We start from the raw sequence: 24,951 nt of genomic DNA on the forward strand, positions 1-24,951 counted from the left end.
GTATTCCCCTACTGCCTTCTCCCTGGTGGAGCCGCTGGCATTACGGCGGTGTAGAGATCAACTGAAAGGACCATCATGGCCAAGGAAGCCACACGTGTTCGCCGTCGCGAACGCAAGAATATTTCGTCGGGCGTTGCCCACGTCAACTCGACCTTCAACAACACGATGATCACCATCACCGACGCGCAGGGCAATTCGATTGCCTGGTCGTCGGCGGGAGCCCAGGGCTTCAAGGGGTCTCGCAAGTCGACCCCGTTTGCCGCCCAGATGGCTGCCGAGGACGTTGCCAAGAAGGCCCAGGAACACGGCATGCGCATGCTCGAGGTCGAGGTCTGCGGACCCGGCTCCGGTCGTGAATCGGCGCTGCGTGCGCTGCAGGCAGCCGGCTTCACCATCACCTCGATCCGTGATGTGACGCCGATTCCGCACAATGGCTGCCGCCCGCGCAAGAAGCGCCGCGTCTAAAGAATTACCGAACGCCGCGCGAACGCCCAGTAGCGTTCCTCCACGGCATTCCAGGTCGCCCGCCACGATTGGATGGTGGCGGGTCAACGGAAGGAAAGCATCATGATCCAGAAAAATTGGCAGGAACTGATCAAGCCGAACAAGATCGAGTTTTCGTCGAAGAAGAAGACGCTGACCACGCTGGTCGCCGAGCCGCTCGAGCGCGGCTTTGGGCTTACCCTCGGCAATGCGCTGCGTCGCGTGCTTCTGTCTTCGCTGCGTGGCGCGGCTGTGACCGCCGTGCAGATCGACGGCGTTCTGCATGAATTCTCGTCCATCGCCGGCGTGCGCGAGGACGTGACCGATATCGTCTTGAACATCAAGGAAATCGCCATCCGCATGGAAGGTGACGGCCCCAAGCGCATGGTCGTGCGCAAGCAGGGACCGGGCGCCGTTCTCGCCGGCGACATCCAGACGGTCGGCGACGTCGAGATCCTCAATCCCGACCACGTCATCTGCACGCTGGACGAGGGCGCTGAAATCCGCATGGAGTTCACCGTCGATACCGGCAAGGGCTATGTGCCGGCCGACCGCAATCGCGCCGAAGACGCGCCGATCGGCCTCATCCCGGTCGACAGCCTCTACTCACCGGTCAAGAAGGTTTCCTACAAGGTCGAGAACACCCGTGAGGGCCAGGTTCTCGACTATGACAAGCTGACCATGACGATCGACACCGACGGTTCGATCTCGGGCGAGGACGCGGTGGCTTTCGCCGCCCGCATCCTGCAGGACCAGCTTGGCCTGTTCGTCAATTTCGACGAGCCGCAGAAGGAAGTCGCCGCCGAACAGGTGACCGAGCTTGCCTTCAACCCGGCGCTGCTCAAGAAGGTCGACGAGCTCGAGCTTTCGGTGCGTTCGGCCAACTGCCTGAAGAACGACAACATCGTCTATATCGGCGACCTGATCCAGAAGACCGAAGCCGAGATGCTGCGCACCCCGAACTTCGGCCGCAAGTCGCTGAACGAGATCAAGGAAGTCCTGGCGGCGATGGGCCTGCACCTCGGCATGGAAGTGCCGGATTGGCCGCCGGAAAACATCGAAGACCTCGCCAAGCGTTACGAAGATCAATATTGAGGCTGTGGCCTCTTGAACCCGGAATGAAGGAGAAGAGCCATGCGCCACGGATTTAAAGGCCGCCGGTTCGCCCGCAGCATAAGCCATCGCAAGTCGATGTTTGCCAACCTTGCCGTATCGCTCATCGAGCATGAGCAGATCCTCACCACCTTGCCGAAGGCGAAGGATCTGCGTCCGATCGTCGAGAAGCTGGTGACGCTCGGCAAGCGCGGCGATCTGCATGCCCGCCGCCAGGTGATTGCCCAGATCGGCAATGAAGGCGTCGTCAAGCGCCTGTTCGACACGATCGCGCCGCGCTACGCCACTCGCAACGGCGGCTATTTGCGCATTATGAAGGCGGGCTTCCGCCACGGCGACAATGCCGCCATGGCGGTCATCGAGTTCGTCGATCGCGATACCTCGGCCAAGGGCGCCGGCGACCGTGCCCGCATCGAGGCAGAAGGCACCGACGAGGAAGCCGCAGCCGCATAAGCTTCGGTTTGCTTGAAAGAGTTCAAAAGGGCCTGCGGGCCCTTTTGTGCATTCTGGAAGCGGTACGGAGCATTGCGGCGATTTTCTTGACTCAGCTCATGTCTTTTCCTCGAGAATAATTCGATTTCATTGCCTTAGCCTTTCATTTTGCACAATCGTCGGGACAATGGCGCCCGACCCGGAGGATTCGGAATGCGCGTAAAACGGCTGTCCCTTGTTCTACTCTGCGCCTTGATGGCGCTGGCAGTCGTGCCGGCGGCCAGGCAGGCGCTGGCTCAGGACACCAAGGCCGATCCCGGTCTGTCCGATGTGCTGACCGACATGCTGCGCGGCGCCGAAGGCGAAAATGCCACCTCCGGTCCAGACAAGCGCGTGCCGTTCGGCCGCGAGGAGATGCAACTGTCCTTCGCGCCGCTGGTCAAGCAGACGGCGCCAGCCGTGGTCAATGTCTATGCCTCGCAAACGGCCAAGTTGAGGTCGCCCTTCGACGGCGATCCTTTCTTCGAAGAGTTCTTCGGCCGTTCGCAGCCGCGTGCGCAGTCCTCGCTCGGCTCCGGCGTGCTGGTCGATCCGACAGGCATAGTGGTCACCAATTTCCACCTCATCAAGGACGCCGATCAGGTCAAGGTCGCCACCGCGGACGGGCGTGAATTCGACAGCAAGATGCTGCTCAAGGACGAGACGCTTGACCTCGCTGTGCTCAAGATCTCCTCCGACAAGCCATTTCCGGTCGTCGCCATCGGCGATTCCGACGCGCTCGAGGTTGGTGACCTGTTGCTGGCCATCGGCAATCCCTTCGGTGTCGGCCAGACCACCACCAGCGGCATCGTTTCGGCGCTTGCCCGCAGCCACATCGGCGTTTCCGATTCCAGTTTCTTCATCCAGACCGACGCCGCGATCAATCCCGGCAATTCCGGCGGTGCGCTGATCAACATGGGTGGCCAACTGGTCGGCATCAACACGGCGATCTACAGCCGCAGCGGCGGCTCGATCGGCATCGGCTTTGCTATTCCCTCCAACATGGTTCGCGCGTTTGCCGATGCGGCCAAGGCCGGGCGCGACTTCTTCGAGCGGCCCTATATCGGCGCCGAATTCGAGCGCGTGACGCCGCAGATCGCCGAATCGCTCGGTCTGGAGACCCCGACCGGGGCGCTGGTTTCGACCGTCGAAGAAGCAGGGCCGGCGGCCACGGCGGGGCTCAAGCCCGGCGATGTCGTGCTGTCGCTCAACGGCACGCCGGTCGAGAGTATCGAGGCGCTGGATTACCGGATGGCGACGCTGTCGATCGGCACCAATGCCAGCTTCGGCGTCCTCAGCAAAGGCCAGCAAGCGACGATGGAGATTGCGCTGGAGCGCGCGCCGGAAGGTGCAAAACTCGCGGAAGTGACACTGCGCGGTCGCAGCCCGTTTTCCGGTGCCAAGGTTGCGGAACTGTCGCCCCGGCTCGCCCAGCGGCTCGGCATGCGTGCCGATGTCAAGGGTGTTACGGTGGTCGACATCAATCGGGGTTCGCCCGCAGCCGATTTCGGGTTCCAGCCGGGCGACATCGTTCGCGAGGTCAATGGCTTGACCATCGATACCGCCGCGACCCTGGAACAGGCAGCCATGGAAGAGACGCGCTGGTGGCGCTTTACCGTCGAGCGCGGCGGGCAGATACTGCGCCAGGTGTTGCGTTACTGAGCCCGAGCGTCGATCCTTCGGACGAGATCGCGCTCCAACGAAACGAAGTGCATGGCCGATCTGTTCAGTGTCGATGAACCGGAAAAGGCGCCGCCCGGCAGGCCGCTGGCCGACCGGCTGCGCCCGAAGAACCTCGGCGAGGTCGTTGGCCAGGAGCATCTGACCGGGCCCGACGGCGCACTGACGCGGCTGATCGGCTCTGGCTCGCTCGGCTCGATGATCTTCTGGGGGCCGCCCGGGACGGGCAAGACCACGGTCGCGCGGCTGCTTGCCGGCGAAACCAGCCTTGCCTTCCAACAGATATCGGCGGTGTTTTCCGGTGTCGCCGACCTGAAGAAAGTGTTCGAGGCGGCGAAGCTGCGCCGCTCCAACGGCCGTCAGACGCTGCTCTTCGTCGACGAGATCCATCGCTTCAACCGCGCCCAGCAGGACAGTTTTCTGCCTGTCATGGAAGACGGCACCGTCGTGCTGGTTGGCGCCACAACCGAGAACCCGTCCTTCGAGCTGAACGCGGCGCTTCTATCCCGCGCGCGCGTGCTGGTCTTCCATTCGCTCAGTGAGGACAGCATCGCAAGACTGCTGGCGCGTGCCGAGGAGACCGAGGGCAGGGCGCTGCCGCTCGACGACGAGGCGAGGGCGATGCTCATCCGCATGAGCGATGGCGATGGCCGCGCGGCGCTGACGCTGGCCGAAGAGGTCTGGCGCGCCGCCAAGTCAGGCGAGGTGTTCGGCGCCGAGGGCCTGCAGCGCATCGTCCAGCGCCGGGCGCCGATCTACGACAAGGGCCAGGACGGCCACTACAATCTGATCTCGGCACTGCACAAATCGGTGCGCGGCTCCGACCCGGACGCCGCCCTCTATTATCTCGCCCGTATGTTCGACGCCGGCGAGGATCCGCTCTATCTCGGCCGCCGGCTAGTGCGCATGGCGATGGAGGATATCGGGCTGGCCGACCCGCAGGCGCTGGTCATCGCCAATGCGGCCAAGGATGCCTACGACTACCTGGGCTCGCCAGAGGGCGAGCTCGCCTTCGCCGAGGCCACCGTCTATCTCGCCAGCGCGCCCAAATCCAATGCCGTCTACACCGCGTTCAAGGCCGCCACACAGGCGGCGAAGGACTTCGGCTCGCTGCTGCCGCCCAAACACATCCTCAACGCGCCGACCAAGCTGATGAAAGAAGAAGATTACGGCGCCGGCTACCGTTACGACCACGACGAGCCGGACGCTTTTTCCGGACAGGATTATTTTCCGGAAAAGATGGGCCGCCGCACATTCTATGATCCGCCCGAGCGCGGTTTCGAGCGTGATATCAGGAAACGGCTCGACTATTGGGCGAAGCTGCGCGGCGAGCGGCAAAAGTAGGCTCGCGCGGCCCTGCGGTCTCTTGAGACCAAGAAGGCCCGAGGTGCCTGACACCGTAGCTTGACCGGCAGGAGGGAGCATGACGTATCATCTGTTGCTTGTCTGTCTTGGCGGCGCGATCGGCGCAATGGCCCGCTTCTTCCTGTCCGGCTTCGTCGCCCGCCGGGTCGGCGAGACCTTTCCCTGGGGCACTATGGTCGTCAACGTTTCGGGGGCATTTGCGATCGGTGTCGTTGCGCATGCGGTGGCGCGCGACAGCATGCCCGCCATCTGGGCCTTTGCCGCAACCGGCGGCCTCGGCTGCTACACCACGGTTTCCTCCTTTAGCCAGCAGACGCTGGCACTGGCGCGCGAGGGCGAATGGCTGCGCGCCGGCGGCAATGTGCTGCTTTCGGTCTTTCTGAGCCTCGGTGGTGTGACGCTGGGCTTTGCCGCAGGAAGTCTTCTGATTGGCAGTGGGGCGCCATGAGCAGCCCGCGGAAGCTCCGCTCCGGCGGGACGGACACCGCCGCAGCAGAGCATGCGGCGCGCCTTATTAGCTGGCGCAAAACGAACGAAGCGGTTCGGATCTATGCGACCGTGGCCGCAGGCAGCATGATTGGCGGCGTGCTGCGGGCGCTTGCCTCGCTGACGAGCACTGCCCTGTGGGGCAATGGATTCCCATTCGGCACGCTCCTCGTGAATATTGTCGGCTCATTCCTCATCGGCTTCTATGCGACATTGACGGGGCCGGATGGCCGCGTCTTCGCCAGCCCGTTGCAGCGCCAGTTCTTCATGACCGGCTTCTGCGGTGGCCTGACAACCTTCTCCGCCTTCAGCCTTGAAACGCTCACCCTCGCGCAAAGCGGGAAGCTTATGGCGGCTGCGGCCAATATCGCGATCTCCGTGGTAACGTGGCTTGCCGCCGTCTGGCTTGGCCACATCCTTGCAGTGCGCCTCAACCGGCTGAGAGGATCCAGGCAATGAAGATACCAAGACAGGCGCAGTTGCTGCGCATATTCATCGGCGAGAACGACAGGGCAGACGGCCGTCCGCTGTATGAGGCGATTGTGCTGAAGGCCCGCGAAATGCAGATTGCCGGCGCTACCGTCCTGCGCGGGGCGATGGGGTTCGGCCATTCCAGCCGGCTTCACACCTCGAAGATCCTCCGTCTGTCGGAGGATCTGCCCCTTGTGATCGAGATCGTCGATGACGAGGAAAAGATAGCCGCTTTCCTGCCCGTCCTTGAAACAATCATGACAAGTGGTTTGATCACACTGGAGAAAGTTCAGGTTCTGCAATATGGAACCGATAACGAATGATCGAGTGTGAGGTTGCGGGTGCCGGTGAATGCCGTTGCATGCCAGCGAAACGGCGATTGGAATTATGGCAGGCGTTGAACAGATCACGGTAGAGGCCGGCGAGGCGGGTATGCGGCTCGACCGCTGGTTCAAGACCCATTTTCCGGGTCTTGGCTTCGGCCATCTGCAAAAACTGCTGCGTTCCGGCCAGATCCGTGTCGACGGTGGCAGGGTGAAGGCTGATACCCGCGTCGAGCCGGGCCAGATGGTCCGCATCCCGCCGCTCGAAGTGGACAAGAAGGGCGAGAGCCCGCTCACCGGTCACTCGATCCGCAACCAGGGCGACGCCGACGTTCTGGCCAAGATGCTGATCCATGAAGATCCGAAAGTCTTCGTCTTCAACAAGCCTGCAGGCCTTGCCGTTCAGGGTGGCTCGGGTGTCACCCGCAATGTCGACGACATGCTGGAAGCCTGGCGCAACCAGAAGGGCGAGAAACCGCGTCTGGTGCACCGGCTCGACCGCGACACGTCAGGCGTGCTGGTCGTCGCCCGCACCAGGCTCGCCGCCATGAAACTTGCCGAGGCGTTCCGGGCGCGTGAGACCAAGAAGACCTATTGGGCGCTGGTCAAGGGCGTGCCGCCGAAGCGCGAGGACAAGATCTCGACCTGGCTGATCAAGGAGCCGACACCCGACGGCGACCGCGTTCGCGTCGCCAAGCATGGCGAAAAGGGTGCCGACCACGCGGTGTCTTATTACCGGATCGTCGAACAGGCGGCGCAGACCCTGTCCTGGCTGGAAATGGAACCCTATACCGGCCGTACCCACCAGCTTCGCGTCCATGCCGCTCACATCGGCTGCCCGATCATCGGCGACCCCAAATATTTCGAGGCCGACACCAATTGGGATTTTCCCGGCGGCATGCAGAACCGCTTGCACCTGCACGCGCGCCGCATCGTCATCCCGCATCCCGACAAGGGTCTTATCGACGTCACCGCACCGATGCCGCCGCATATGCGCCAGAGCTGGAATCTGATCGGCTTCGACGAGGCCAGCGCGGAGGACTAGGTCCAGTGGGTATCGCCACCGATACACTCGACCGCCGCGACAGGGTCGACATAGCGGCCGCCGCCATCATGGTCGGACTGACCTTTTCCTGGGGGCTGAACTACGTCGCTGCCAAGATCTCCTATGCCGGCTATGATCCCGTTTTCCTGTCGATTGCGCGGTCGATCATTGGCGGGCTGTGCGTTCTCGCCTGCTGCCGCTGGCGCGGTATTGTGCTTTTTACCCGCGACGGAACGCTTGTCGCCGGCATTCTGGCAGGTGCGCTTTTTGGTCTCGAGTTCCTGTTTCTCTATGTCGGGCTCGAACAGACGACCGTCGCGCGCAACACCTTGCTGGTCAACACCATGCCGTTCTGGGTATTGGTCGGCGGGCATTTCCTGCTGGGCGAACGCATCACCGTGCGCCGGCTCGTCGGACTTCTGCTCGCATTCGCTGGCCTGGTCGCGGTGTTTTCCGACCAGTTGAGCGCCGATTATGGTGCGACATTGACCGGTGACCTGCTCAGTCTTGGCGCCGGCATTCTTTGGGCATTGACCTACATCGTCATCAAGCGGACGAAATTGGCGGAAACGAGCGCCGAGAAATTGCTGCTCTACCAATTGGCCGGCGCTGCCGTGGTCGGCGCCTTGGTGGCGCCTTTTGCCGGGCCGCCTGTCCGCGACTTCGCCGCGTTGCCGACCTTGGCTCTGCTTTTTCAGGCGGTCTACATCGTCGCCTTCACCTATGTGCTGTGGTTCTGGCTGCTGCGGCGCTATCCGGCGTCGGGCCTGTCGAGCTTCACCTTCCTGTCGCCGGTGTTCGGCGTGCTGTGCGGCGCCATCTTCTTGAACGAGCCGCTGACCATTCGTATTTTCCTGGCACTCGGCCTCATCGCAGCCGGCCTGATCATTGTGAATCGGCCGGCCCGAAAACAGATCCCCGGATGAAAGGCTCCGGCATGCGCGATATTCTCAACGACCTCGAAGCGGGAAAGCAGCTCTCCGATCCGGATCCGGTACGCCGTGCCCAGATCCAGATGAAGACGCACCTGCCGAAACGCTTCTACAAAGCCGTCTCGGTCGCACCGGCCGAAGCTGGTTTTGCCGTTCATCTCGATGGCAAGCCGGTTCGCACGCCGGGCAAGGCGCTGCTGGTGCTGCCGACCGAAAAAGCGGCCGCGCTGGTCGCCGACGAGTTCGCTGCGCAAGGTGAGACCATCAATCCGATGACGATGCCGGTCATGCGTCTGGTCAACACGGCCATCGACGGCGTCGCCAGTGACCCGCAGGCGGTGCTGGAGGACATCCTGCGCTTCGCCTCGTCCGACCTGCTCTGCTATCGCGCCGACGCCCCACAAGGGCTGGTCGACCGTCAGAACGAACATTGGGATCCCATCATCGACTGGGCGCGGAGCGCGCTCGGCGCCCGGTTTCACCTCGCCGAAGGGGTGATCCATGTCGAGCAGCCGCGCGAGAGCATTGCGGTGCTCGGGGTTCATCTTGCCCAGCGTGCCGACCCGCTGCGGCTGGCGGCCATCCACGTCATGACGTCGCTGACAGGATCGGCTCTGCTGGCGCTGGCCGTCGAGTTCGGCGAGATCGACGGCGACGCCGCCTGGACTGCCGGCCATGTCGACGAGGACTGGCAGGCCGAGCACTGGGGCCATGACGCGGAGGCCGTCGCCCGCCGTGCCCACCGCAAGCGCGACATGATGGCCGCCGTCGGCCTTCTCGAGGCGCTCAAGGGCTGACCACAATCACCGCCCTCATTCGTTTCGTGTTGCCCATTAGAGCGACGTGCGTTCCAGTTGGACGTGCAAAGTACGCTCTAACACCTTGAATCTATGCATCATGCTTTCCGAAGATCGATTCCGATCTTCGGGCCGATGCATTGGACCAAAGTCATAATCCCAAAGGCGGGCTGCCTCTGGGCGGCGCTTTCTGTCATTTCTCGCGGCGATTGCTGCCCGAGTTCGTGTCTAGGCACGACACCGCGCAGCATCAAGCACAGCGAGATGTCACGGGAGGACAAATTCATGGCAATGGCAGCGACCGCCGGCAGAGCAAGCCGCGGCATGACGCGGGAAGAGAAGAAAGTCATCTTCGCTTCCTCACTCGGCACCGTTTTCGAATGGTATGATTTTTATCTCTACGGCACTTTGGCGGCCGCGATCGGCGCTGCGTTCTTCACGCAATATCCCGAAACAACGCGCAACATCTTCACGCTGCTGGCTTTCGCCGCAGGCTTCCTCGTGCGCCCGTTCGGTGCGCTGGTGTTCGGCCGCATCGGCGATCTCGTCGGCCGCAAATACACTTTTCTCGTCACCATCCTGATCATGGGCCTGTCGACCTTCCTGGTCGGCATACTTCCTGGCGCGGCCAGTTGGGGCATCGCGGCGCCGATCATCCTGGTTGCGCTGCGCATGCTGCAAGGCCTGGCGCTCGGTGGCGAGTATGGCGGTGCCGCGACCTACGTCGCCGAGCACGCTCCCGACGACCGTCGTGGCTTCTACACGTCGTGGATCCAGACGACAGCCACGCTCGGCCTGTTCCTGTCGCTGATCGTCATCCTGACCGTGCAGAATTCACTGAGCAAGGAAGACTTCGCGGAGTGGGGCTGGCGCATTCCGTTCCTGGTTTCGGCGATCCTGCTGGGCATTTCGGTCTGGATTCGCCTGTCGCTTGCCGAATCGCCGACATTCCAGCGGATGAAGGACGAAGGTAAGGGTTCCAAGGCGCCGCTGACGGAAGCATTCGGCCAATGGAAAAATGCCAAGATCGCCATTCTGGCGCTTCTCGGCCTTACTGCCGGCCAGGCCGTGGTCTGGTACAACGGCCAATTCTACGCGCTGTTCTTCCTGCAGAACGTGCTCAAGGTCGACGGCCAGTCTGTCAACATCATGATCGCCATCGCGCTGGCGCTCGGCACGATCTTCTTCGTCGTGTTCGGCTGGCTCTCCGACAAGATCGGCCGCAAGCCGATCATCATGGCGGGCCTGGCGCTGGCGATCGTCACCACCTTCCCGCTGTTCAAGGCGCTGACCTGGGCAGCCAACCCGGCGCTCGCCACTGCGCAGCAAAACACCCGTGCGACGATTACCGCTGCGCCTGGCGACTGCAAGTTCCAGTTCAATCCAACCGGAACGCGCAAGCCTCTCACGTCGTGCGATATTGCGACGGATTTCCTTGCCAAGAGCTCCGTCCCCTATGACATTGTCACGACAGCGGCAGCGGGCACCGCGGCCAGCGTCAAGATCGGCAACGAAACGGTGGCGTCCTATGATGCCGTGGCAGCCGCAGACAAGGCAGCTTCAAGCGACTCCGCGTTCAAGAAGGCAATCAACATTGCTTTGCAGGACGGCGGCTATCCGCTGAAGCGTGCTGCGGCCAAGGTCGCCGACCAGAAGCTTGACGCCTTCGTCGCGGCCAATCCGGAACTGAAGCTCGACGCCGCCGCAATCCGCGCCGGCGACAAGACGACGGTTGCGGCCGACCAGGCGATCAAGGACAAGCTGCTGACGGCCGACGAGGCCGCGGCGGGAGCGCCTGAGGTCACCGTCTACAGCGTCCCGGCAGCAGGCGCCTTTGCGATGTTTGCCGACCCTGAACAGGTCAACTGGGCAAAGGTCATCGGCATCCTGTTCGTCCTGGTCCTTTACGTGACCATGGTCTACGGACCGATCGCCGCGATCTTGGTCGAGATGTTCCCGACACGCATCCGCTATACCGGCATGTCGTTGCCCTATCACATCGGCAATGGCTGGTTCGGCGGCCTGCTGCCGGCGACGGTGTTCGCGCTCAGCGCCTACAGCGGCGATATCTATTACGGCCTCTGGTATCCGGTGGTGATCGCGGCGATGTCGCTGGTCATCGGTATGATCTTTGTCAAGGATACGCTGGGAACGGACTTGCACGCCAAGACCTGATCCTCGCCTGACAGCAAAAATGAAAAGCCCGGCGCGAGTGATCGCGCCGGGCTTTGCAATTCGTCAAAAGCGATGCGGACGAAAGGTTTAGCTCTTCCGGTCCTGTTTTTCTTCCTCGATGGCCGCTTCGTGATACCAGCCGCTTCCGAAATCCGTACGGTTGCGCAATGAAGCAAGTTCTGCCGCGAACTTAGCCTTTCCGCTTAAATTTGAGGCAGAAGCGCGCGCTGCCGCCGGGAACATCAGGATTTTGGCCGACTGACGGGTAGGAGTGATTTCCATTGTCGGTCTCCCTTCTTCTGCAGAGCCTTGCCGATTCAATCTTTCCCGAACATAGGTTCTGCAATCCAGTTAGGCAACATGATTACGAAAAGATCAGTAGTTGCCTATTATTTGTGCGAAATGTGCTTGTGATTGATCCGGACGCATTGCGGTGACGGCGCAATGAATTTTGTCGGGATCCGGCGTCACTTCTGCCGCATCCTTGCCGGCGAGAATGGCACACGAATTGCTTTTTAATAGTCCGGCAGGTCGGCTGCAGGGTGGCTGGCACGCCAGCGCCGTCCAAGGTTCGGTGATCAAAGCAACGAGAGGCTAGAATGACGAAATACAAGCTCGAGTACATTTGGCTCGATGGATACACCCCGGTTCCCAACCTTCGTGGAAAGACGCAGATCAAGGAATATGCCGAGTTCCCGACGCTCGACCAGCTTCCGCTGTGGGGCTTCGACGGTTCCTCGACCATGCAGGCCGAAGGCCACTCGTCCGACTGCGTGCTGAAGCCGGTCGCCATCTATCCGGACCCTGCGCGCACAAACGGCGTGCTCGTCATGTGCGAAGTCATGATGCCGGACGGCATGACGCCGCATGCATCCAACAAGCGCGCAACCATCCTCGACGACGAGGGCGCCTGGTTCGGCTTCGAGCAGGAGTATTTCTTCTACAAGGACGGCCGCCCGCTCGGCTTCCCCGAGAGCGGTTACCCTGCGCCGCAAGGCCCGTACTACACCGGCGTCGGCTACAGCAACGTCGGCAGCGTCGCCAGGCAGATCGTCGAGGAGCATCTCGACTTCTGCCTTGCCGCCGGCATCAACCATGAAGGCATCAACGCCGAGGTGGCCAAGGGCCAGTGGGAATTCCAGATTTTCGGCAAGGGCTCCAAGAAGGCCGCCGACCAGATGTGGATGGCCCGCTACCTGATGCAGCGCCTCACCGAGAAATACGGCATCGACATCGAATACCACTGCAAGCCGCTCGGCGACACCGACTGGAATGGTTCCGGCATGCACGCCAATTTCTCGACCGCCTATATGCGCGAGGTCGGCGGCAAGGACTATTTCGAGGCGCTGATGGCCGCCTTCGACAAGAACCTGATGGATCACATCGCCGTCTACGGCCCGGACAACGACAAGCGTTTGACCGGCAAGCATGAGACCGCGCCGTGGAACAGGTTCAGCTATGGCATTGCCGACCGCGGCGCCTCGATCCGTGTGCCGCATTCCTTCATTAACAACGGCTACAAGGGTTATCTCGAGGATCGCCGCCCGAACTCGCAGGGCGACCCCTACCAGATCGCCTCGCAGATCCTGAAGACGATCGCCTCCGTCCCGACCAGCGCCCAGGTTTCGGCTGCCGCTTGAACATGTAGTCACGGTGCGGACCTGAGTGTCTGCGTCGTGACTGCTCCTCGTCGCGTCGGCGTTTGCCAAGGGCGACTACACCAACTGCTCGATTGAGTATTTTCTCCATCCCAAACAAAACCCCGCAGGATCGCTCCGGCGGGGTTTTGTTTGTCGCTTAGCCGATCCGGTCAGACCGAATAATACATGTCGTACTCGACCGGATGCGGGGTCATTTCGAAGCGCATCACTTCGGCCATCTTGAGCTCGATATAGCTGTCGATCTGGTCGTCGTCGAACACGCCGCCGGCCTTCAGGAAGCCGCGGTCCTTGTCGAGGCTCTGAAGGGCTTCGCGCAGCGAGCCGCAGACGGTCGGGATTTTCTTCAGTTCCTTCGGCGGCAGGTCGTAGAGATCCTTGTCCATCGGCTGGCCGGGATGGATCTTGTTCTTGATGCCGTCGAGGCCGGCCATCAGCATGGCGGCAAAGGCGAGGTAGGGGTTCGCGCCGGGATCGGGGAAGCGGACCTCGACGCGCTTGGCCTTCGGCGACGAGCCGAATGGGATGCGGCAGGAGGCAGAACGGTTGCGGGCCGAATAGGCGAGCAGCACCGGCGCTTCATAGCCCGGGACCAGGCGCTTGTAGGAGTTGGTCAGCGGGTTGGTGAAAGCATTGATCGCCTTGGCGTGCTTGATGATGCCGCCGATGTAAAACAGGCAGCTCTCCGAGAGGCCGGCATATTCATTGCCGGCGAAGGTCGGCTTGCCTTCCTTCCAGATCGACTGGTGGACGTGCATGCCCGAGCCGTTGTCGCCGAAGACCGGCTTCGGCATGAAGGTGGCCGTCTTGCCGTAGGCATTGGCGACCTGGTGCACGACGTACTTGTAGATCAGCATCTTGTCGGCGTTGCGGACCAGCGTGTCGAACTTGATGCCGAGTTCGTGCTGGGCAGCGGCCACTTCGTGGTGATGCTTTTCGACCCGCACGCCCATTTCGGCGAGCACGGTCAGCATCTCCGAGCGCATGTCCTGCGCCGAGTCGATCGGCGGCACCGGGAAATAGCCGCCCTTGATGCGCGGACGGTGACCGAGGTTGCCGGTCTCATAGTCGGTGTCGTCGTTGGACGGCAATTCGGTGGAGTCGAGCTTGAAGCCGGTGTTGTACGGGTCGGCCTTGTACTTGACGTCATCGAACACGAAGAACTCGGCTTCCGGGCCGACGAAGATCTGATCGCCGATGCCTTCCGCCTTCATATAGGCTTCGGCCTTCTTGGCGGTGCCGCGCGGGTCGCGGTTGTAGGATTCTCCGGAGATCGGGTCGAGGATATCGCACAGGATGACCATGGTCGACTGCGCGAAGAACGGATCCATATGCACCGTCTCGGTATCGGGCATCAGCACCATGTCGGACTCGTTGATCGCCTTCCAGCCGGCGATGGAGGACCCATCGAACATGACGCCGTCGGCAAACATGTCTTCCTCGACCTCGACGACATCCATCGTCACGTGCTGCAGCTTGCCCTTCGGATCGGTGAAGCGCAGATCAACGAATTTAACGTCGTTGTCCTTGATCTGCTTCATGATGTCTTTGGCTGTCGTCATGTCATGTTTCCCTGTCTGATGACGTTTCGAGGAAATGATCTGAAATCAGAAAGCTCAGACCGCGTCCATCCCTGTTTCGCCGGTGCGGATGCGCACGACTTCCTCGATGTTGGAGACAAAGATCTTGCCGTCGCCGATGCGGCCGGTCTGGGCCGCCTTGCGAATGGCTTCGATCGCGCCTTCGACCGCCTCGTCGCCGAGCACGACCTCGATTTTCACCTTGGGCAGAAAATCCACGACATATTCAGCGCCGCGATAGAGTTCGGTATGGCCCTTCTGGCGGCCAAAACCCTTGGCCTCCGTAACGGTGATGCCTTGCAGCCCGGCCTCCTGAAGCGCTTCCTTCACTTCGTCTAGCTTGAACGGCTTGATGATCGCTTCGATCTTTTTCATGTAAAAAATGGCCTCCACTGCCAAAAAGACGGGTTGTGAGCCCCGCTTGCGCCTCCTTCAAGCACGAATTGTGCCAATTTGAGGGGATTCGAAGCGGTATCACGCGATTTCGATGCCATGCCGCGTTGGGGGGTAAATTCGCGTCATTCGCTGCGTTGGATGCGTCATGGATACCGGGAACCTACACATTGTCGGCGCTTTCGTCCGCACAATAATTGGGCAGACAGAGCATTTCGTGAGCATTTGTGCTTCGACGAAGCCATTGTCCCCAAGATGTGCTTATGGATTGTGCCACCTCATCACCGTTTGCTTCGAACCGAAAACTGGACAATGTTTTGACCACAAGGATCGGGCTTGAGCCAATGCGGATCGGCATCCATGAACAATGAAATTTTGTCTCCGGCCGAAATGGCTGAGGCCGACCGGTTGACGATCTCCGCCGGACCTCTCGACGGCATTGGCCTGATGCGCAATGCAGGTGCCGCGGTCGCTGCGGTGGTGCTCGCCCATTTTCCGGCTGCCAGGCGCGTCCACGTGTTGTGCGGGGCGGGCAACAATGGCGGCGACGGATATGTCGTCGCCCGCATTCTTCAGGACAGCGCCATCGACGTCTTGACGTGGGCATCCGGCTCGGCCAAAGCCGGCAGCGACGCGGCGCTCGCCGCTTCGGAATGCCCCGTCAGGCCTCGGCCGCTGTCGGAATTTGCCGCCGAGACAGGAGCGATCCTGGTCGATGCGCTTTATGGGGCAGGGCTGTCCAAGCCGCTGTCCGGTGATGCCGCCAGGGCGGTCGAAGTTGCGACAGAACTGAACCTGCCTGTCGTCGCGGTCGATCTGCCCTCAGGCGTGTCCGGAGAGAGCGGCCAGATTCTCGGCCAGGCATTCCGCGCCCGAATCACGGTGACGTTCGCGCGAAAAAAGCCCGGCCATCTGCTGTTGCCTGGGCGCGAGATGTGCGGCGAACTCGTGCTTACCGACATCGGCATCGGCGATAGGATCATTGCGCAGCTTGAACCGCGGACCTTCGAGAACACCCCGCCGCTTTGGTTAGAAAGTTTCCCGATTCCAGTCGTCGACGCGCATAAATACAGGCGCGGCCATGTCGGCGTTTTTTCGGGCGGGCCATCTGCGACGGGTGCGGCACGGCTGTCGGCGCTTGCCGCGGCCAGAAGCGGGGCAGGGGCGGTGACCGTGCTGTCGCCGGCGAATGCGGTGCAGGTGAATGCCGCGCATTTGACTTCGATCATGTTGCGCAAGGCCGACACCATCGCGGACGTACAGGAATTCATCGGCGACCGCCGGCCGTCGGCTTTCGTCCTCGGACCCGGATTTGGCGTCGGCGAAAAAACACGCGATTTTGCCCTCGGCGTACTGGCCGCCGGACAACGGCCAGACGGCAGGGTCGACGGGCTGGTGCTCGATGCCGATGGCATCACTGCGTTTCGCGATACGCCCAACGTTTTGTTCGAAGCCGCCCGCCGCCCGAACGCACCGGCGTTGGTGCTGACGCCACATGAGGGCGAATTCGCCAGGCTGTTTCCGGACATCGCCGGAGACAAGAACCTGTCCAAGCTGGCCAAGGCGCGCTCTGCCGCCGCGCGCGCCGGCGCCATCGTCGTCTACAAGGGCGCGGACACGGTGATCGCGGCGCCCGATGGCAGGGCGGCGATCAACGGCAACGGCGCGCCATGGCTGGCCACAGCTGGTTCGGGCGACGTGCTGTCGGGCATCATCGCCGGCTTCCTGGCGCAAGGCATGCCGGCTTTCGAAGCCGCCTGCGCGGCGGTCTGGATCCATGCCGAGGCCGGCAGCCGTTTCGGGCCTGGGCTGATCGCCGAAGACTTGCTGGTGCCGGTGCTGCGCGAGCTTGTCGAAAATCGCCACGGGATGACCGCTGAATGAACCGTCGGCTCGCCTTGATCGCTGTGATTTTCGTCAGCCTCTTCCTAGCCAACCTCGCGCGCGCCGAAGGTCCGGTGATGATCGTCGACGATCCGGCCTTGCTTGCCGCCCTCGACACCAAGGGTTTTGGCTTCGCCGGCATTTTTGGCGTCGATGGCGGGGGCGACCTGAAGGCGCTCTATGACAAGACGCCTGCTTATCACCAGATCGTCGAAACGGTTGCCGGCGATGTCGCCGCGCTGCGGGCCGAGATGAAGGCTGGCGGGCGGCCGCTCTACGAAGTCACCGACGGCAATGTCGGCCGCATCATGGACATGCGCTGGCTGAAGACCGACGCCGCCCGTTTCCGGCTGGTCGGTGTCGTCAACCGGCTCGATCGGCGTGATTTCGCCGATATACGAGGCGACGGGCGCTGCGGCGAGGTGCGTTTCATCTATCGCCTTGCCTACAGCTTCAAGAAAAACGGCAAGGTTCTGGCCTCGCGCCTGCCGTTCAACTTCAATGCTATCTACAGCGCCGCGCCGGACGCCGACGGCGGCTGCGTCGGCGTTGCCGGGCGCTGGACGCCGCAGCTCGACGAGACCGTCGATACCGGCTGGCTCATCGGCGGGCCGCTGGAGAAGGCCGGGCTGACCTTCAAGCAGCTCGAGCTCAACGCCCAGGTGGTGCGCTTCCCCTCCGGCCAGGAGACCGAATTCGGCGGGCAGGCCGCCTATCTCATGCGGATTTTCGGCGTCGATGGAGAAACGGTCAGCGAAAAGCCGCTGGAAAACACGCCGGATGTGGCGCTGCTCTCGGAAAACGCCGCTCTGAAAGCAAAACTTGCCGACTATATCAGCTCCAATCTCGCGGCGGTCGATCTCGGCGTCTATGAAATCCCCGATGAATTCCTGGCGAAGAAGGTCATTTCGTGGTCGACTTTCGGCAGCGCAAGGCAGGCCAATCACCCGTTCACGCCGCTGTTCCAGCCCGCGGATTTTTCTGGGCTCGACTATTCCGCACTGAAGCTGGTGCGCACGCCGGAAGCGCTGGTCGAGCGGCTGGATAATGGCGCCTGCCAGGGTTGCCATCAGGCGGGTTCGACCGCCGGTTTCCATTTCATCGGCCTCGACGACAAGACCACATCGCCGCTGAACCGCATCGAAGTCGGCATCTCGCCGCATCTCCACGCCGAGATACCGCGGCGCGAAGCGTGGCTGCGCGCGACCGTCGAGGGCAAGGAGCCGAACCGCCTCCGCCCGCTGTCCTTCGCGCCGCCGGCCGCATGGCAGGACGCCGGCGAGGTCGCCTATCTGCCGGCCGAGGTGGCGATGCCGTGTCTGATGCCGGAGGACGCAAAGCACTTCGCTGCGGGCTGGCAATGCGGCGGCGGCACCGTCTGCACGGTGCTAGCGACTGCATCGGGCGTGCGGATGAAACTGGCGCAATGCCTGTTGCCCAAGCACAGCGAAAAGATGTTCTCCGGCCATCCATGTCTGACCGGCTCGATCGCCAGCAACCCGGCGCAGCCTTTCAAAGACCGCTACATCATATCAGGCCAATTCGCGGCCTTCGCCACCGATATTTCGCGCACCGCCTACACTTGCCGGCCGCCGAAGATCGGCGTGCCGGCCGGCATCGCCTATCGCGGCTGCAATGACAAGGATCGTGCTTTTGCCGGCTTCAAGCCGGGCAAGCCGATGCCGAACGAGATCTGCGGGCTCGTCGGCGGGAAAAAATTCGACATTTGCGTGGCGACCAACAATTTCGACCAGTGCCTCGGCGGCGCCGTTAATCGCGGCAACAGGCCGGCCTGCTCGGCCGATCATTTCTGCCGCGAGGATTATATGTGCCAATCGCTGCCGCCCGATACGCCTGGTATCGGCAAGGTGAAAGGTATCGGCTTCTGCTCGCCGACCTATTTTATCTTCCAGATGCGCATCGACAATCATGCCACACCCTGGGCGGGCGCTGTCCGCGCCACCATGTGGGCGGGGTCTGGCGCGGCGGAAGCGGAGTGAGCTTTTGCTGTGGTCGCTTTCGCGACATCAGCGTCTCACAACGGAATGTTGTCGTGCTTCTTCCAGGGGTTCTGCATATCCTTGTTGCGCAGCATGCGGAGCGCGCGCGCAATGCGGCGGCGGGTCGAATGCGGCATGATCACCTCATCGACATAGCCGCGCTCGGCGGCGACGAAGGGCGACAGGAAGCGATCCTCGTAAGCCTTTGTATGCGCTGCGATCTTCTCCGCATCGCCGATGTCCTTGCGATAGATGATCTCGACCGCGCCCCTAGCGCCCATCACCGCGATCTGCGCCGACGGCCAGGCATAGTTCATGTCGCCGCGCAGATGCTTTGACGCCATCACGTCATAAGCGCCGCCATAGGCCTTTCGGGTGATGACGGTGATCTTCGGGACCGTCGCTTCGGCATAGGCGAACAAGAGCTTGGCGCCGTGCTTGATCAGCCCGCCATATTCCTGCGCGGTACCGGGCAGGAAGCCTGGAACGTCGACGAAGGTGACGATCGGAATCGAAAAACAGTCGCAGAAGCGCACGAACCGCGCCGCCTTGCGGCTGGCGTCCGAATCGAGCACGCCGGCCAGCACCATCGGCTGGTTGGCGACGAAGCCGACCGTGCGGCCCTCGACGCGCCCGAAACCGGTGACGATGTTTTTCGCAAAATTCTGCTGGATCTCGAAGAAGTCACCCTCATCGGCAACTTTAAGGATCAACTCCTTGATGTCGTAGGGTTTGTTGGCGTTGTCAGGGATCAGTCGATCGAGCGACAAATCGTGATCGGTGACCGACTGGTAGCATTCGATCTCGGGGATATCAGCCGTGTTGGAGGCAGGCAGCAGATCGACCAGCCGGCGCATCTGCAGCAACGCCTCGACGTCATTGTCGTAGGCGCCATCGGCGATCGAGGACTTGGTCGTGTGGACGAAGGCGCCGCCGAGGCTCTCGGCAGTCACCGTCTCGTTGGTGACCGTCTTCACCACGTCCGGCCCGGTGACGAACATGTATGAGGTGTCACGAACCATGAAAATGAAGTCAGTCATCGCCGGCGAATAGACGTCGCCGCCGGCGCAAGGGCCCATGATCAGTGAAATCTGCGGGATGACGCCGGAGGCGAGCACATTGCGCTGGAAGATCTCGGCATAGCCGCCAAGTGCTGCCACGCCTTCCTGGATGCGAGCGCCGCCGGCGTCGTAGAGGCCGATGATCGGCGCGCGGTTGCGCAACGCCATCTCCTGCACCTTGACCACCTTTTCGGCGTGGGCCTCGGACAGGGAGCCGCCGAACACAGTAAAATCCTTGGCGAAGACATAGACCGGGCGGCCGTTGACGGTACCCCAGCCGGTGACGACGCCGTCGCCGGCGATCTTGGTCTTCTCCATACCGAAATCGGTCGAGCGATGCTCGACATACATGTCGAACTCCTCGAACGAACCCTCGTCGAGAAAGACGTCGATGCGTTCGCGCGCGGTGAGCTTGCCCTTCTTGTGCTGGGCGTCGATGCGGGCCTGGCCGCCGCCCATGCGCGCCATATCGCGGCGGCGCTCGAGTTCCTTCAGCACGTCCTTCATCGGTCGATCCCCAAATGGAAGCTGATTTGTGGTATCATGGCGACAGGGGAGCGCAAGCTCTGCTTTCGTCACGGCTTTTGCTGCGCAATACTGGCCGCGCTTTTGCCTCCGGTCTCGATACGCCGGTGCCCCATGGCTGGCTCTCCCGCGGCGAAACTTCTTGGCAGGCATTCGCCTGATATGGCAGACTAGAGCTATGAAGAACGACATTGAAATATCCGAGGATTTGAGCCGCCGGATCGACATGCTGGCCTCACGGTCCACTTTGACTCGCGATCAGATCATTGAGGATGCGCTGTCGCACGGCCGTTCTCTGGCTTGGCAGGAAAAATGGATCGCCGGTGTCCAGGCGGGAATCGAGGCCGCCGACCGTGAGGACTTCGCAAGCGAAGAAGAGATTACGGCGGTTCTCAACAAATACAGTCGGGCATAAAGGTCTGTGCGGATTGTCTGGACCCGACATTATCTGATCGAGCTTGCATCAATCGGCGACCATATCGGCCAACACAACCCACGTGCTGCCGCCCGTGTCGTCAATGATATTCATTCAAAGACTGCTCGGCTGTTGTCTGCCAATCCGTTTATCGGGCGCATCGGTGAGATCAAAGGCACTCGTGAACTGGTGATTTCCGGCACACCCTACGTCGTCGCGTATCGCGTGAAAGACACTCAAATAGAAGTTCTATTCGTCCAGCATGGGGCGAGGGAATGGCCGGACGAAGTTTAAGTTGACGTCCACTGCTGCTCCTGGCTGTTTTTGTTGCGCTGCAACATGACGCCCCTTGCATTTCGCGGCGAACTGGGCCATATGCGGCGACATAGGCGCTTGGGCCGGGACCATCCGGCCTTCTCGACGAATGAGACTGGTTGCGTCTGTTTTCCCTCTTTCCGACATATCGGCAAGGCGGCGAAAAGCCCCGTGGCATGATGCCTGCGGGCACGACAGCGCAGCCGTGCGGACGATAACGTCCGACGCCTTGTCGTTTCATGACAGTTTTTTCGACGGCAGGTTGTTGCGCCCTGCCGCCATCGATGTTTGCGGCCAGGAGCCGCGTGAAAGAAGAATATTTTGACCAACGAAAACACTTTGACCGGCAAGGACACTGGGGAACTTTCAGGTTTCGCAGCACTTGGAATTACGGGCGCGCTGCTCAAGGCCACCCATGGCGCCGGCTTCACCGATCCGAAGCCGATCCAGGCGCAGGCGATCCCGCCGCAGCTGGAAGGCCGTGACATTTTCGGCATCGCCCAGACCGGATCGGGCAAGACTGCGGCGTTCGCGCTGCCGATCCTGTCGAAGATCATCGCGCTCGGCACCAAGCGCCGGCCGAAGACCGCTCGCGCGCTGATCCTGGCGCCGACGCGGGAACTCGCCGTGCAGATCGAAGAGATGATCAAGCTGCTCGCCAAGGGCGCGCATGTCTCGACAGCACTCGTGCTTGGCGGCGTCTCGCGCTTCAGCCAGGTGAAAAAGATTGCTCCCGGCGTCGACATCCTTATTGCCACACCCGGCCGGCTGACCGACCTGGTGCGTGAGGGCGATCTCGTGCTTGCCGACACCAAATGGCTGGTGCTGGACGAGGGCGACCGCATGCTCGACATGGGCTTCATCAACGACGTCAAGCGCATCGCCAGGGCGACCGCGCCGGACCGTCAGACGGTGTTGTTCTCGGCGACCATGCCGGCCGAAATCGCCGAACTGGCCAAGGGTCTGCTGAAGAACCCGATCCGCGTCGAAGTGGCGCCTCACAGCACTGCGGCGGCCGAGATCGTGCAGGGCGTCGTCTTTGCCCGTACCAAGCAGAAGCGCCAGGTGCTGTCGACGATGCTCGCCGACGACGCCATGAAGTCCGTCATCATCTTTTCGCGCACCAAGCATGGCGCCGACAGGGTGACCAAGGACCTCGAGCGCGACGGCTTCAAGGCCGCCGTCATCCATGGCAACAAATCGCAGAACGCCCGCCAGAAGGCGCTGAATGATTTCCGCGAGGGTTCGGTGCGTATTCTTGTGGCGACCGATATCGCGGCGCGCGGCATCGACGTGCCCGGCATCAGCCACGTGGTGAATTTCGACCTGCCGGACGAGGCGGAGAGCTATGTCCACCGCATCGGCCGCACCGGTCGTAACGGTATGGACGGCATCGCCATCACGCTTTGCGACCCGTCCGAGAACAGCAAGCTGCGCCAGGTCGAGCGTATCATCCGCACCAAGCTGCCGATTGTTGCCGACCATCTCGGCAGCCCCGATCCGCAGCGCAATCCCGCCGAAAAGAACGAGCGCAGCTTCGAGCCGGCCAACGACCGCAATGGCCGTCGCGACGGCAGGCGTCCCGGTGGCCAGAACAACGGCTTCGGCAAGAAGCGCTTCGGCGAGGCCTTCGCCGGCGAGCGTAAGCCGGAAGGCGCCAAGCCCTTCAAGGGCAACAACAAGCGTCGTTTCGGCGGCAAGCGGCCAGCGGCGCGGGCTGCGTAATCAGATAGTGCAGCCGGCCGAGCCTGTCGGGCTCGGCTCGGCTGCTCACAATTGAAAAAGGCGATCGGAGCGATGCTTCGGTCGCCTTTTTCGCCTGAGATCTACTTCACCACCGCCTGTACCCACACGACAATGCGCTGCGCGAGGAAAGCTGTGGTTGCTGGCGACAGCGCGTCACCGGCAATGACGTGGTTGTCTCGATCGCCGGTATCGTCGACCGGCACCAGTTCGTGCGCGGCGCCCCAGCGCCCGGCGATTTCGCGGGTGCGGTCTTGCCGCACGATCTTGTCCGAATCCGAAAAGATGAAGAGGGCAGGGATGGTCGCCTTCTCCACCGGCGCGCCATAGGCAAGCTCGGTCAGCGCCACCATCGGCAGGGTCGCGGCGATCGGATAGCGGTAGGTCCAGAATCTCTCGTGCAGCGCATTGCGTGGCACGAAGCTGCGCTCCTTGCCGGCGACCAACTCGGCGATCTCTCGGCCCCACGGCATGGTCAGAAGTTCGGCGCCGGAAGCCTTGACGCCGAAATTCGGCGAGATGAACGCGATTGCCGCCACTCCGTCCGATGCGCCCGGCTGCGTCGCAGCCCAGGCTGCCAGCGAGCCGCCGGTCGAGGTGGCGATGACGATCACCTTGTCGCCGATCGCCCGGCCTATGGCGAGAGCTTCCTCATAGTCGTTGATCCAGGCGTTGACGCTGCCGTCCGCCATTGCGGCACCGCCCCGTCCGTGGCCGGTGAGGCGGGTGTAGTAAAGATTGGCATCGAGCTGGTCGGCCACCTCGTCCGGCAGCGGACGAACCTCGCCCTTCGACGCCGAAAAGCCGTGGATATAGACGATCGACAGCGGCGTCCTGGCGTGAACCATCGGATTGGCCCAGATGATCTCCTTCTCCAGCCCGTAGTAGACGCCCGGTACGGCAGCCTCCTTGCGTGCCAGATAAGCTTGTGGATCATCGCCGATCACGGAAGGATCGAAGCGGATCGTGGTGTCGGCTTGGATGCGCGGGCCAAGCGCGAAGGCCAGGACAAGAATGACGGCGAGACCCAATACCGCAAGCACGATCCGTCGCCCCTTCGCAGACTCCACGCAACAATCTGCAACCTATGGCCGCGATGGCAAACAGGCAACGGCGTCTCGCCGGCGGCGGGATCGCCAACTTTGAAGGCCCGTCTATTCGCTTGGCGGCTTGCGGTCGAAAATCAGCGGACGCGCCTTCCAGCGGGTCGCGGTGCCGATGACCCATCGGCAGAACGGTCTCGGCAGGATTCTGAGCAGCTTCAGGCCCCAGCTCAAGCGGCGCGGGAAGGTGACTTCGAAGCCGCCGGATTTGATGCCGCGCGCCATGCGGCGCGAGGCGCGATTGACGGGCATCAGACCGGGCATCGGCAGCAAATTCTTCTCGGTCAGCGGGGTGTCGACGAAGCCCGGATTTATCACCTGGATGCGGACGTTCATCTTGTCGAAATCGTATTTCAGCGACTCTGCGAGGATATTGACCGCTGCCTTGGTGCCGCCATAGGCGGCCGTGGTCGGCCAGCCGAAATAGGCGGTGACCGAACCGACCAGGACGATATGGCCGCGCGCGCGGACGCGCATGCGTTCGATGACCGGCACCAGGCCGTTGATGATGCCGAAATAATTGACATCGAAGGACTGGCGAAATCCATGGACGGTGAGGTCTTCGCCGGCGGTCGCAATATAGCTCCCGGCATTGAAGACGGCCAAGACGATCGGGCCAAGATCCTTCTCGATCGCCGCGACTGTCTTTGCCATGCGCTTCTCGTCAGTGACGTCGCAAGGATAGGCCGTGACATGGCCCGGCATCTGCGCCGTCTCGACAACAAGCGTGTCGATCGGATCGTCGTCGAGCGCCGTCACCGCGACGGCATAGCCTTGCTCCGCAAGGTCCTTGGCCAATGAACGGCCGATACCGCTGCTGCCGCCCGTGATCCACGCGACGCCGTCTTTCGGGTTGGCCCGGTAGAGAGTCATGCTATGCCCTGCGACTTTTTTAGCCTGTGCTCTAGCGGTGAAGAAATCGAATGAAAAGAG

Annotated in this window: 24 protein-coding genes; 18 read left to right on the forward strand and 6 right to left on the reverse strand. The window is 62.1% G+C overall.

Features of this window, described 5'->3' with window-relative positions:
- Positions 1–75 precede the first annotated feature (75 nt).
- The 12 genes from rpsK (at position 76) to AC0L3I_RS19265 (ending at position 11,341) form a co-directional block, all read left to right on the forward strand.
- Positions 76–465, forward strand: coding sequence for a 30S ribosomal protein S11 (gene rpsK, locus AC0L3I_RS19210; protein ID WP_023799279.1), 390 nt, complete (start codon positions 76–78; stop codon positions 463–465).
- Between the two features lie 102 nt (positions 466–567).
- Positions 568–1,578 carry a DNA-directed RNA polymerase subunit alpha gene (locus tag AC0L3I_RS19215; RefSeq protein WP_023799278.1) on the forward strand — a complete coding sequence of 337 codons (1,011 nt, stop codon included), beginning with the start codon at positions 568–570 and terminating at the stop codon, positions 1,576–1,578.
- A 39-nt stretch (positions 1,579–1,617) separates the two neighbouring features.
- The gene (gene rplQ, locus AC0L3I_RS19220; protein WP_023799277.1) at positions 1,618–2,049 is read left to right on the forward strand and encodes a 50S ribosomal protein L17; all 432 of its coding nucleotides are present in this window, start codon (positions 1,618–1,620) and stop codon (positions 2,047–2,049) included.
- Between the two features lie 192 nt (positions 2,050–2,241).
- Entirely contained in the window at positions 2,242–3,729 is a 1,488-nt protein-coding gene (locus AC0L3I_RS19225) for a DegQ family serine endoprotease (protein WP_473527905.1), read from the forward strand.
- A gap of 51 nt (positions 3,730–3,780) precedes the next feature.
- Positions 3,781–5,091: a replication-associated recombination protein A gene (locus AC0L3I_RS19230; protein WP_473527906.1), complete on the forward strand. Its 1,311-nt coding sequence runs from the start codon at positions 3,781–3,783 to the stop codon at positions 5,089–5,091.
- Positions 5,092–5,170: 79 nt separating this feature from the next.
- Complete coding sequence (gene crcB, locus AC0L3I_RS19235) at positions 5,171–5,560, forward strand: fluoride efflux transporter CrcB (protein WP_473487422.1); 390 nt, start codon at positions 5,171–5,173, stop codon at positions 5,558–5,560.
- A gap of 110 nt (positions 5,561–5,670) precedes the next feature.
- Positions 5,671–6,057, forward strand: coding sequence for a fluoride efflux transporter CrcB (gene crcB / locus AC0L3I_RS19240; protein WP_473487423.1), 387 nt, complete (start codon positions 5,671–5,673; stop codon positions 6,055–6,057).
- Positions 6,054–6,392, forward strand: coding sequence for a DUF190 domain-containing protein (locus AC0L3I_RS19245; RefSeq protein WP_287342270.1), 339 nt, complete (start codon positions 6,054–6,056; stop codon positions 6,390–6,392). Before crcB (AC0L3I_RS19240) ends, AC0L3I_RS19245 begins: the two co-directional genes overlap by 4 nt.
- 64 nt (positions 6,393–6,456) lie before the next feature.
- Entirely contained in the window at positions 6,457–7,437 is a 981-nt protein-coding gene (locus tag AC0L3I_RS19250; protein WP_473487424.1) for an RluA family pseudouridine synthase, read from the forward strand.
- 68 nt (positions 7,438–7,505) lie between these two features.
- Positions 7,506–8,363 carry a DMT family transporter gene (locus AC0L3I_RS19255; RefSeq protein ID WP_473527990.1) on the forward strand — a complete coding sequence of 286 codons (858 nt, stop codon included), beginning with the start codon at positions 7,506–7,508 and terminating at the stop codon, positions 8,361–8,363.
- An 11-nt stretch (positions 8,364–8,374) separates the two neighbouring features.
- Positions 8,375–9,166, forward strand: coding sequence for an ATP12 family chaperone protein (locus AC0L3I_RS19260; RefSeq protein WP_473527907.1), 792 nt, complete (start codon positions 8,375–8,377; stop codon positions 9,164–9,166).
- Between the two features lie 285 nt (positions 9,167–9,451).
- A complete protein-coding gene (locus tag AC0L3I_RS19265) occupies positions 9,452–11,341 on the forward strand; it encodes an MFS transporter (RefSeq protein WP_473527908.1) in 1,890 nt (629 codons plus the stop codon).
- A gap of 87 nt (positions 11,342–11,428) precedes the next feature.
- Here the strand turns inward: AC0L3I_RS19265 and AC0L3I_RS19270 are convergent, their stop codons facing one another.
- Positions 11,429–11,623, reverse strand: coding sequence for a DUF2735 domain-containing protein (locus tag AC0L3I_RS19270; protein ID WP_473527909.1), 195 nt, complete (start codon positions 11,621–11,623; stop codon positions 11,429–11,431).
- Positions 11,624–11,940: 317 nt separating this feature from the next.
- On the opposite strand from AC0L3I_RS19270, the gene AC0L3I_RS19275 reads away from it, so the two are divergent.
- A complete protein-coding gene (locus AC0L3I_RS19275) occupies positions 11,941–12,981 on the forward strand; it encodes a glutamine synthetase beta-grasp domain-containing protein (RefSeq protein WP_473487428.1) in 1,041 nt (346 codons plus the stop codon).
- 170 nt (positions 12,982–13,151) lie between these two features.
- Here AC0L3I_RS19275 and glnA read toward each other — a convergent pair whose 3' ends face one another.
- On the reverse strand, positions 13,152–14,561 hold the full coding sequence (gene glnA / locus AC0L3I_RS19280; RefSeq protein WP_095494898.1) for a type I glutamate--ammonia ligase: 1,410 nt from the start codon (positions 14,559–14,561) through the stop codon (positions 13,152–13,154).
- A 54-nt stretch (positions 14,562–14,615) separates the two neighbouring features.
- Entirely contained in the window at positions 14,616–14,954 is a 339-nt protein-coding gene (locus AC0L3I_RS19285; RefSeq protein WP_095494897.1) for a P-II family nitrogen regulator, read from the reverse strand.
- A gap of 378 nt (positions 14,955–15,332) precedes the next feature.
- On the opposite strand from AC0L3I_RS19285, the gene AC0L3I_RS19290 reads away from it, so the two are divergent.
- Together AC0L3I_RS19290 and AC0L3I_RS19295 are read left to right on the forward strand one after the other, a co-directional pair.
- Entirely contained in the window at positions 15,333–16,856 is a 1,524-nt protein-coding gene (locus AC0L3I_RS19290) for an NAD(P)H-hydrate dehydratase (protein ID WP_473527910.1), read from the forward strand.
- Entirely contained in the window at positions 16,853–18,856 is a 2,004-nt protein-coding gene (locus tag AC0L3I_RS19295) for a hypothetical protein (protein WP_473527911.1), read from the forward strand. The genes AC0L3I_RS19290 and AC0L3I_RS19295 overlap by 4 nt, the downstream gene beginning before the upstream one ends.
- 35 nt (positions 18,857–18,891) lie before the next feature.
- Here AC0L3I_RS19295 and AC0L3I_RS19300 read toward each other — a convergent pair whose 3' ends face one another.
- Complete coding sequence (locus AC0L3I_RS19300; protein ID WP_473527912.1) at positions 18,892–20,424, reverse strand: acyl-CoA carboxylase subunit beta; 1,533 nt, start codon at positions 20,422–20,424, stop codon at positions 18,892–18,894.
- Positions 20,425–20,620: 196 nt separating this feature from the next.
- Here AC0L3I_RS19300 and AC0L3I_RS19305 point away from each other — a divergent pair, with 196 nt between their 5' ends.
- The 3 genes from AC0L3I_RS19305 (at position 20,621) to AC0L3I_RS19315 (ending at position 22,897) form a co-directional block, all read left to right on the forward strand.
- Positions 20,621–20,857 (forward strand): transcriptional regulator, encoded by a 237-nt coding sequence (locus tag AC0L3I_RS19305; protein WP_473527913.1) that lies wholly within the window; start codon positions 20,621–20,623, stop codon positions 20,855–20,857.
- A 6-nt stretch (positions 20,858–20,863) separates the two neighbouring features.
- On the forward strand, positions 20,864–21,151 hold the full coding sequence (locus AC0L3I_RS19310) for a type II toxin-antitoxin system RelE/ParE family toxin (protein WP_473527914.1): 288 nt from the start codon (positions 20,864–20,866) through the stop codon (positions 21,149–21,151).
- A gap of 342 nt (positions 21,152–21,493) precedes the next feature.
- Positions 21,494–22,897, forward strand: coding sequence for a DEAD/DEAH box helicase (locus AC0L3I_RS19315; protein ID WP_473527915.1), 1,404 nt, complete (start codon positions 21,494–21,496; stop codon positions 22,895–22,897).
- 101 nt (positions 22,898–22,998) lie between these two features.
- Here AC0L3I_RS19315 and AC0L3I_RS19320 read toward each other — a convergent pair whose 3' ends face one another.
- Positions 22,999–23,958, reverse strand: a complete 960-nt coding sequence (locus tag AC0L3I_RS19320) for an alpha/beta hydrolase (RefSeq protein ID WP_473527916.1) — start codon at positions 23,956–23,958, stop codon at positions 22,999–23,001.
- 111 nt (positions 23,959–24,069) lie between these two features.
- A complete protein-coding gene (locus AC0L3I_RS19325) occupies positions 24,070–24,891 on the reverse strand; it encodes an SDR family oxidoreductase (protein ID WP_473527917.1) in 822 nt (273 codons plus the stop codon).
- Positions 24,892–24,951 lie beyond the last annotated feature (60 nt).

This window comes from Mesorhizobium sp. WSM4840 (assembly GCF_055811755.1).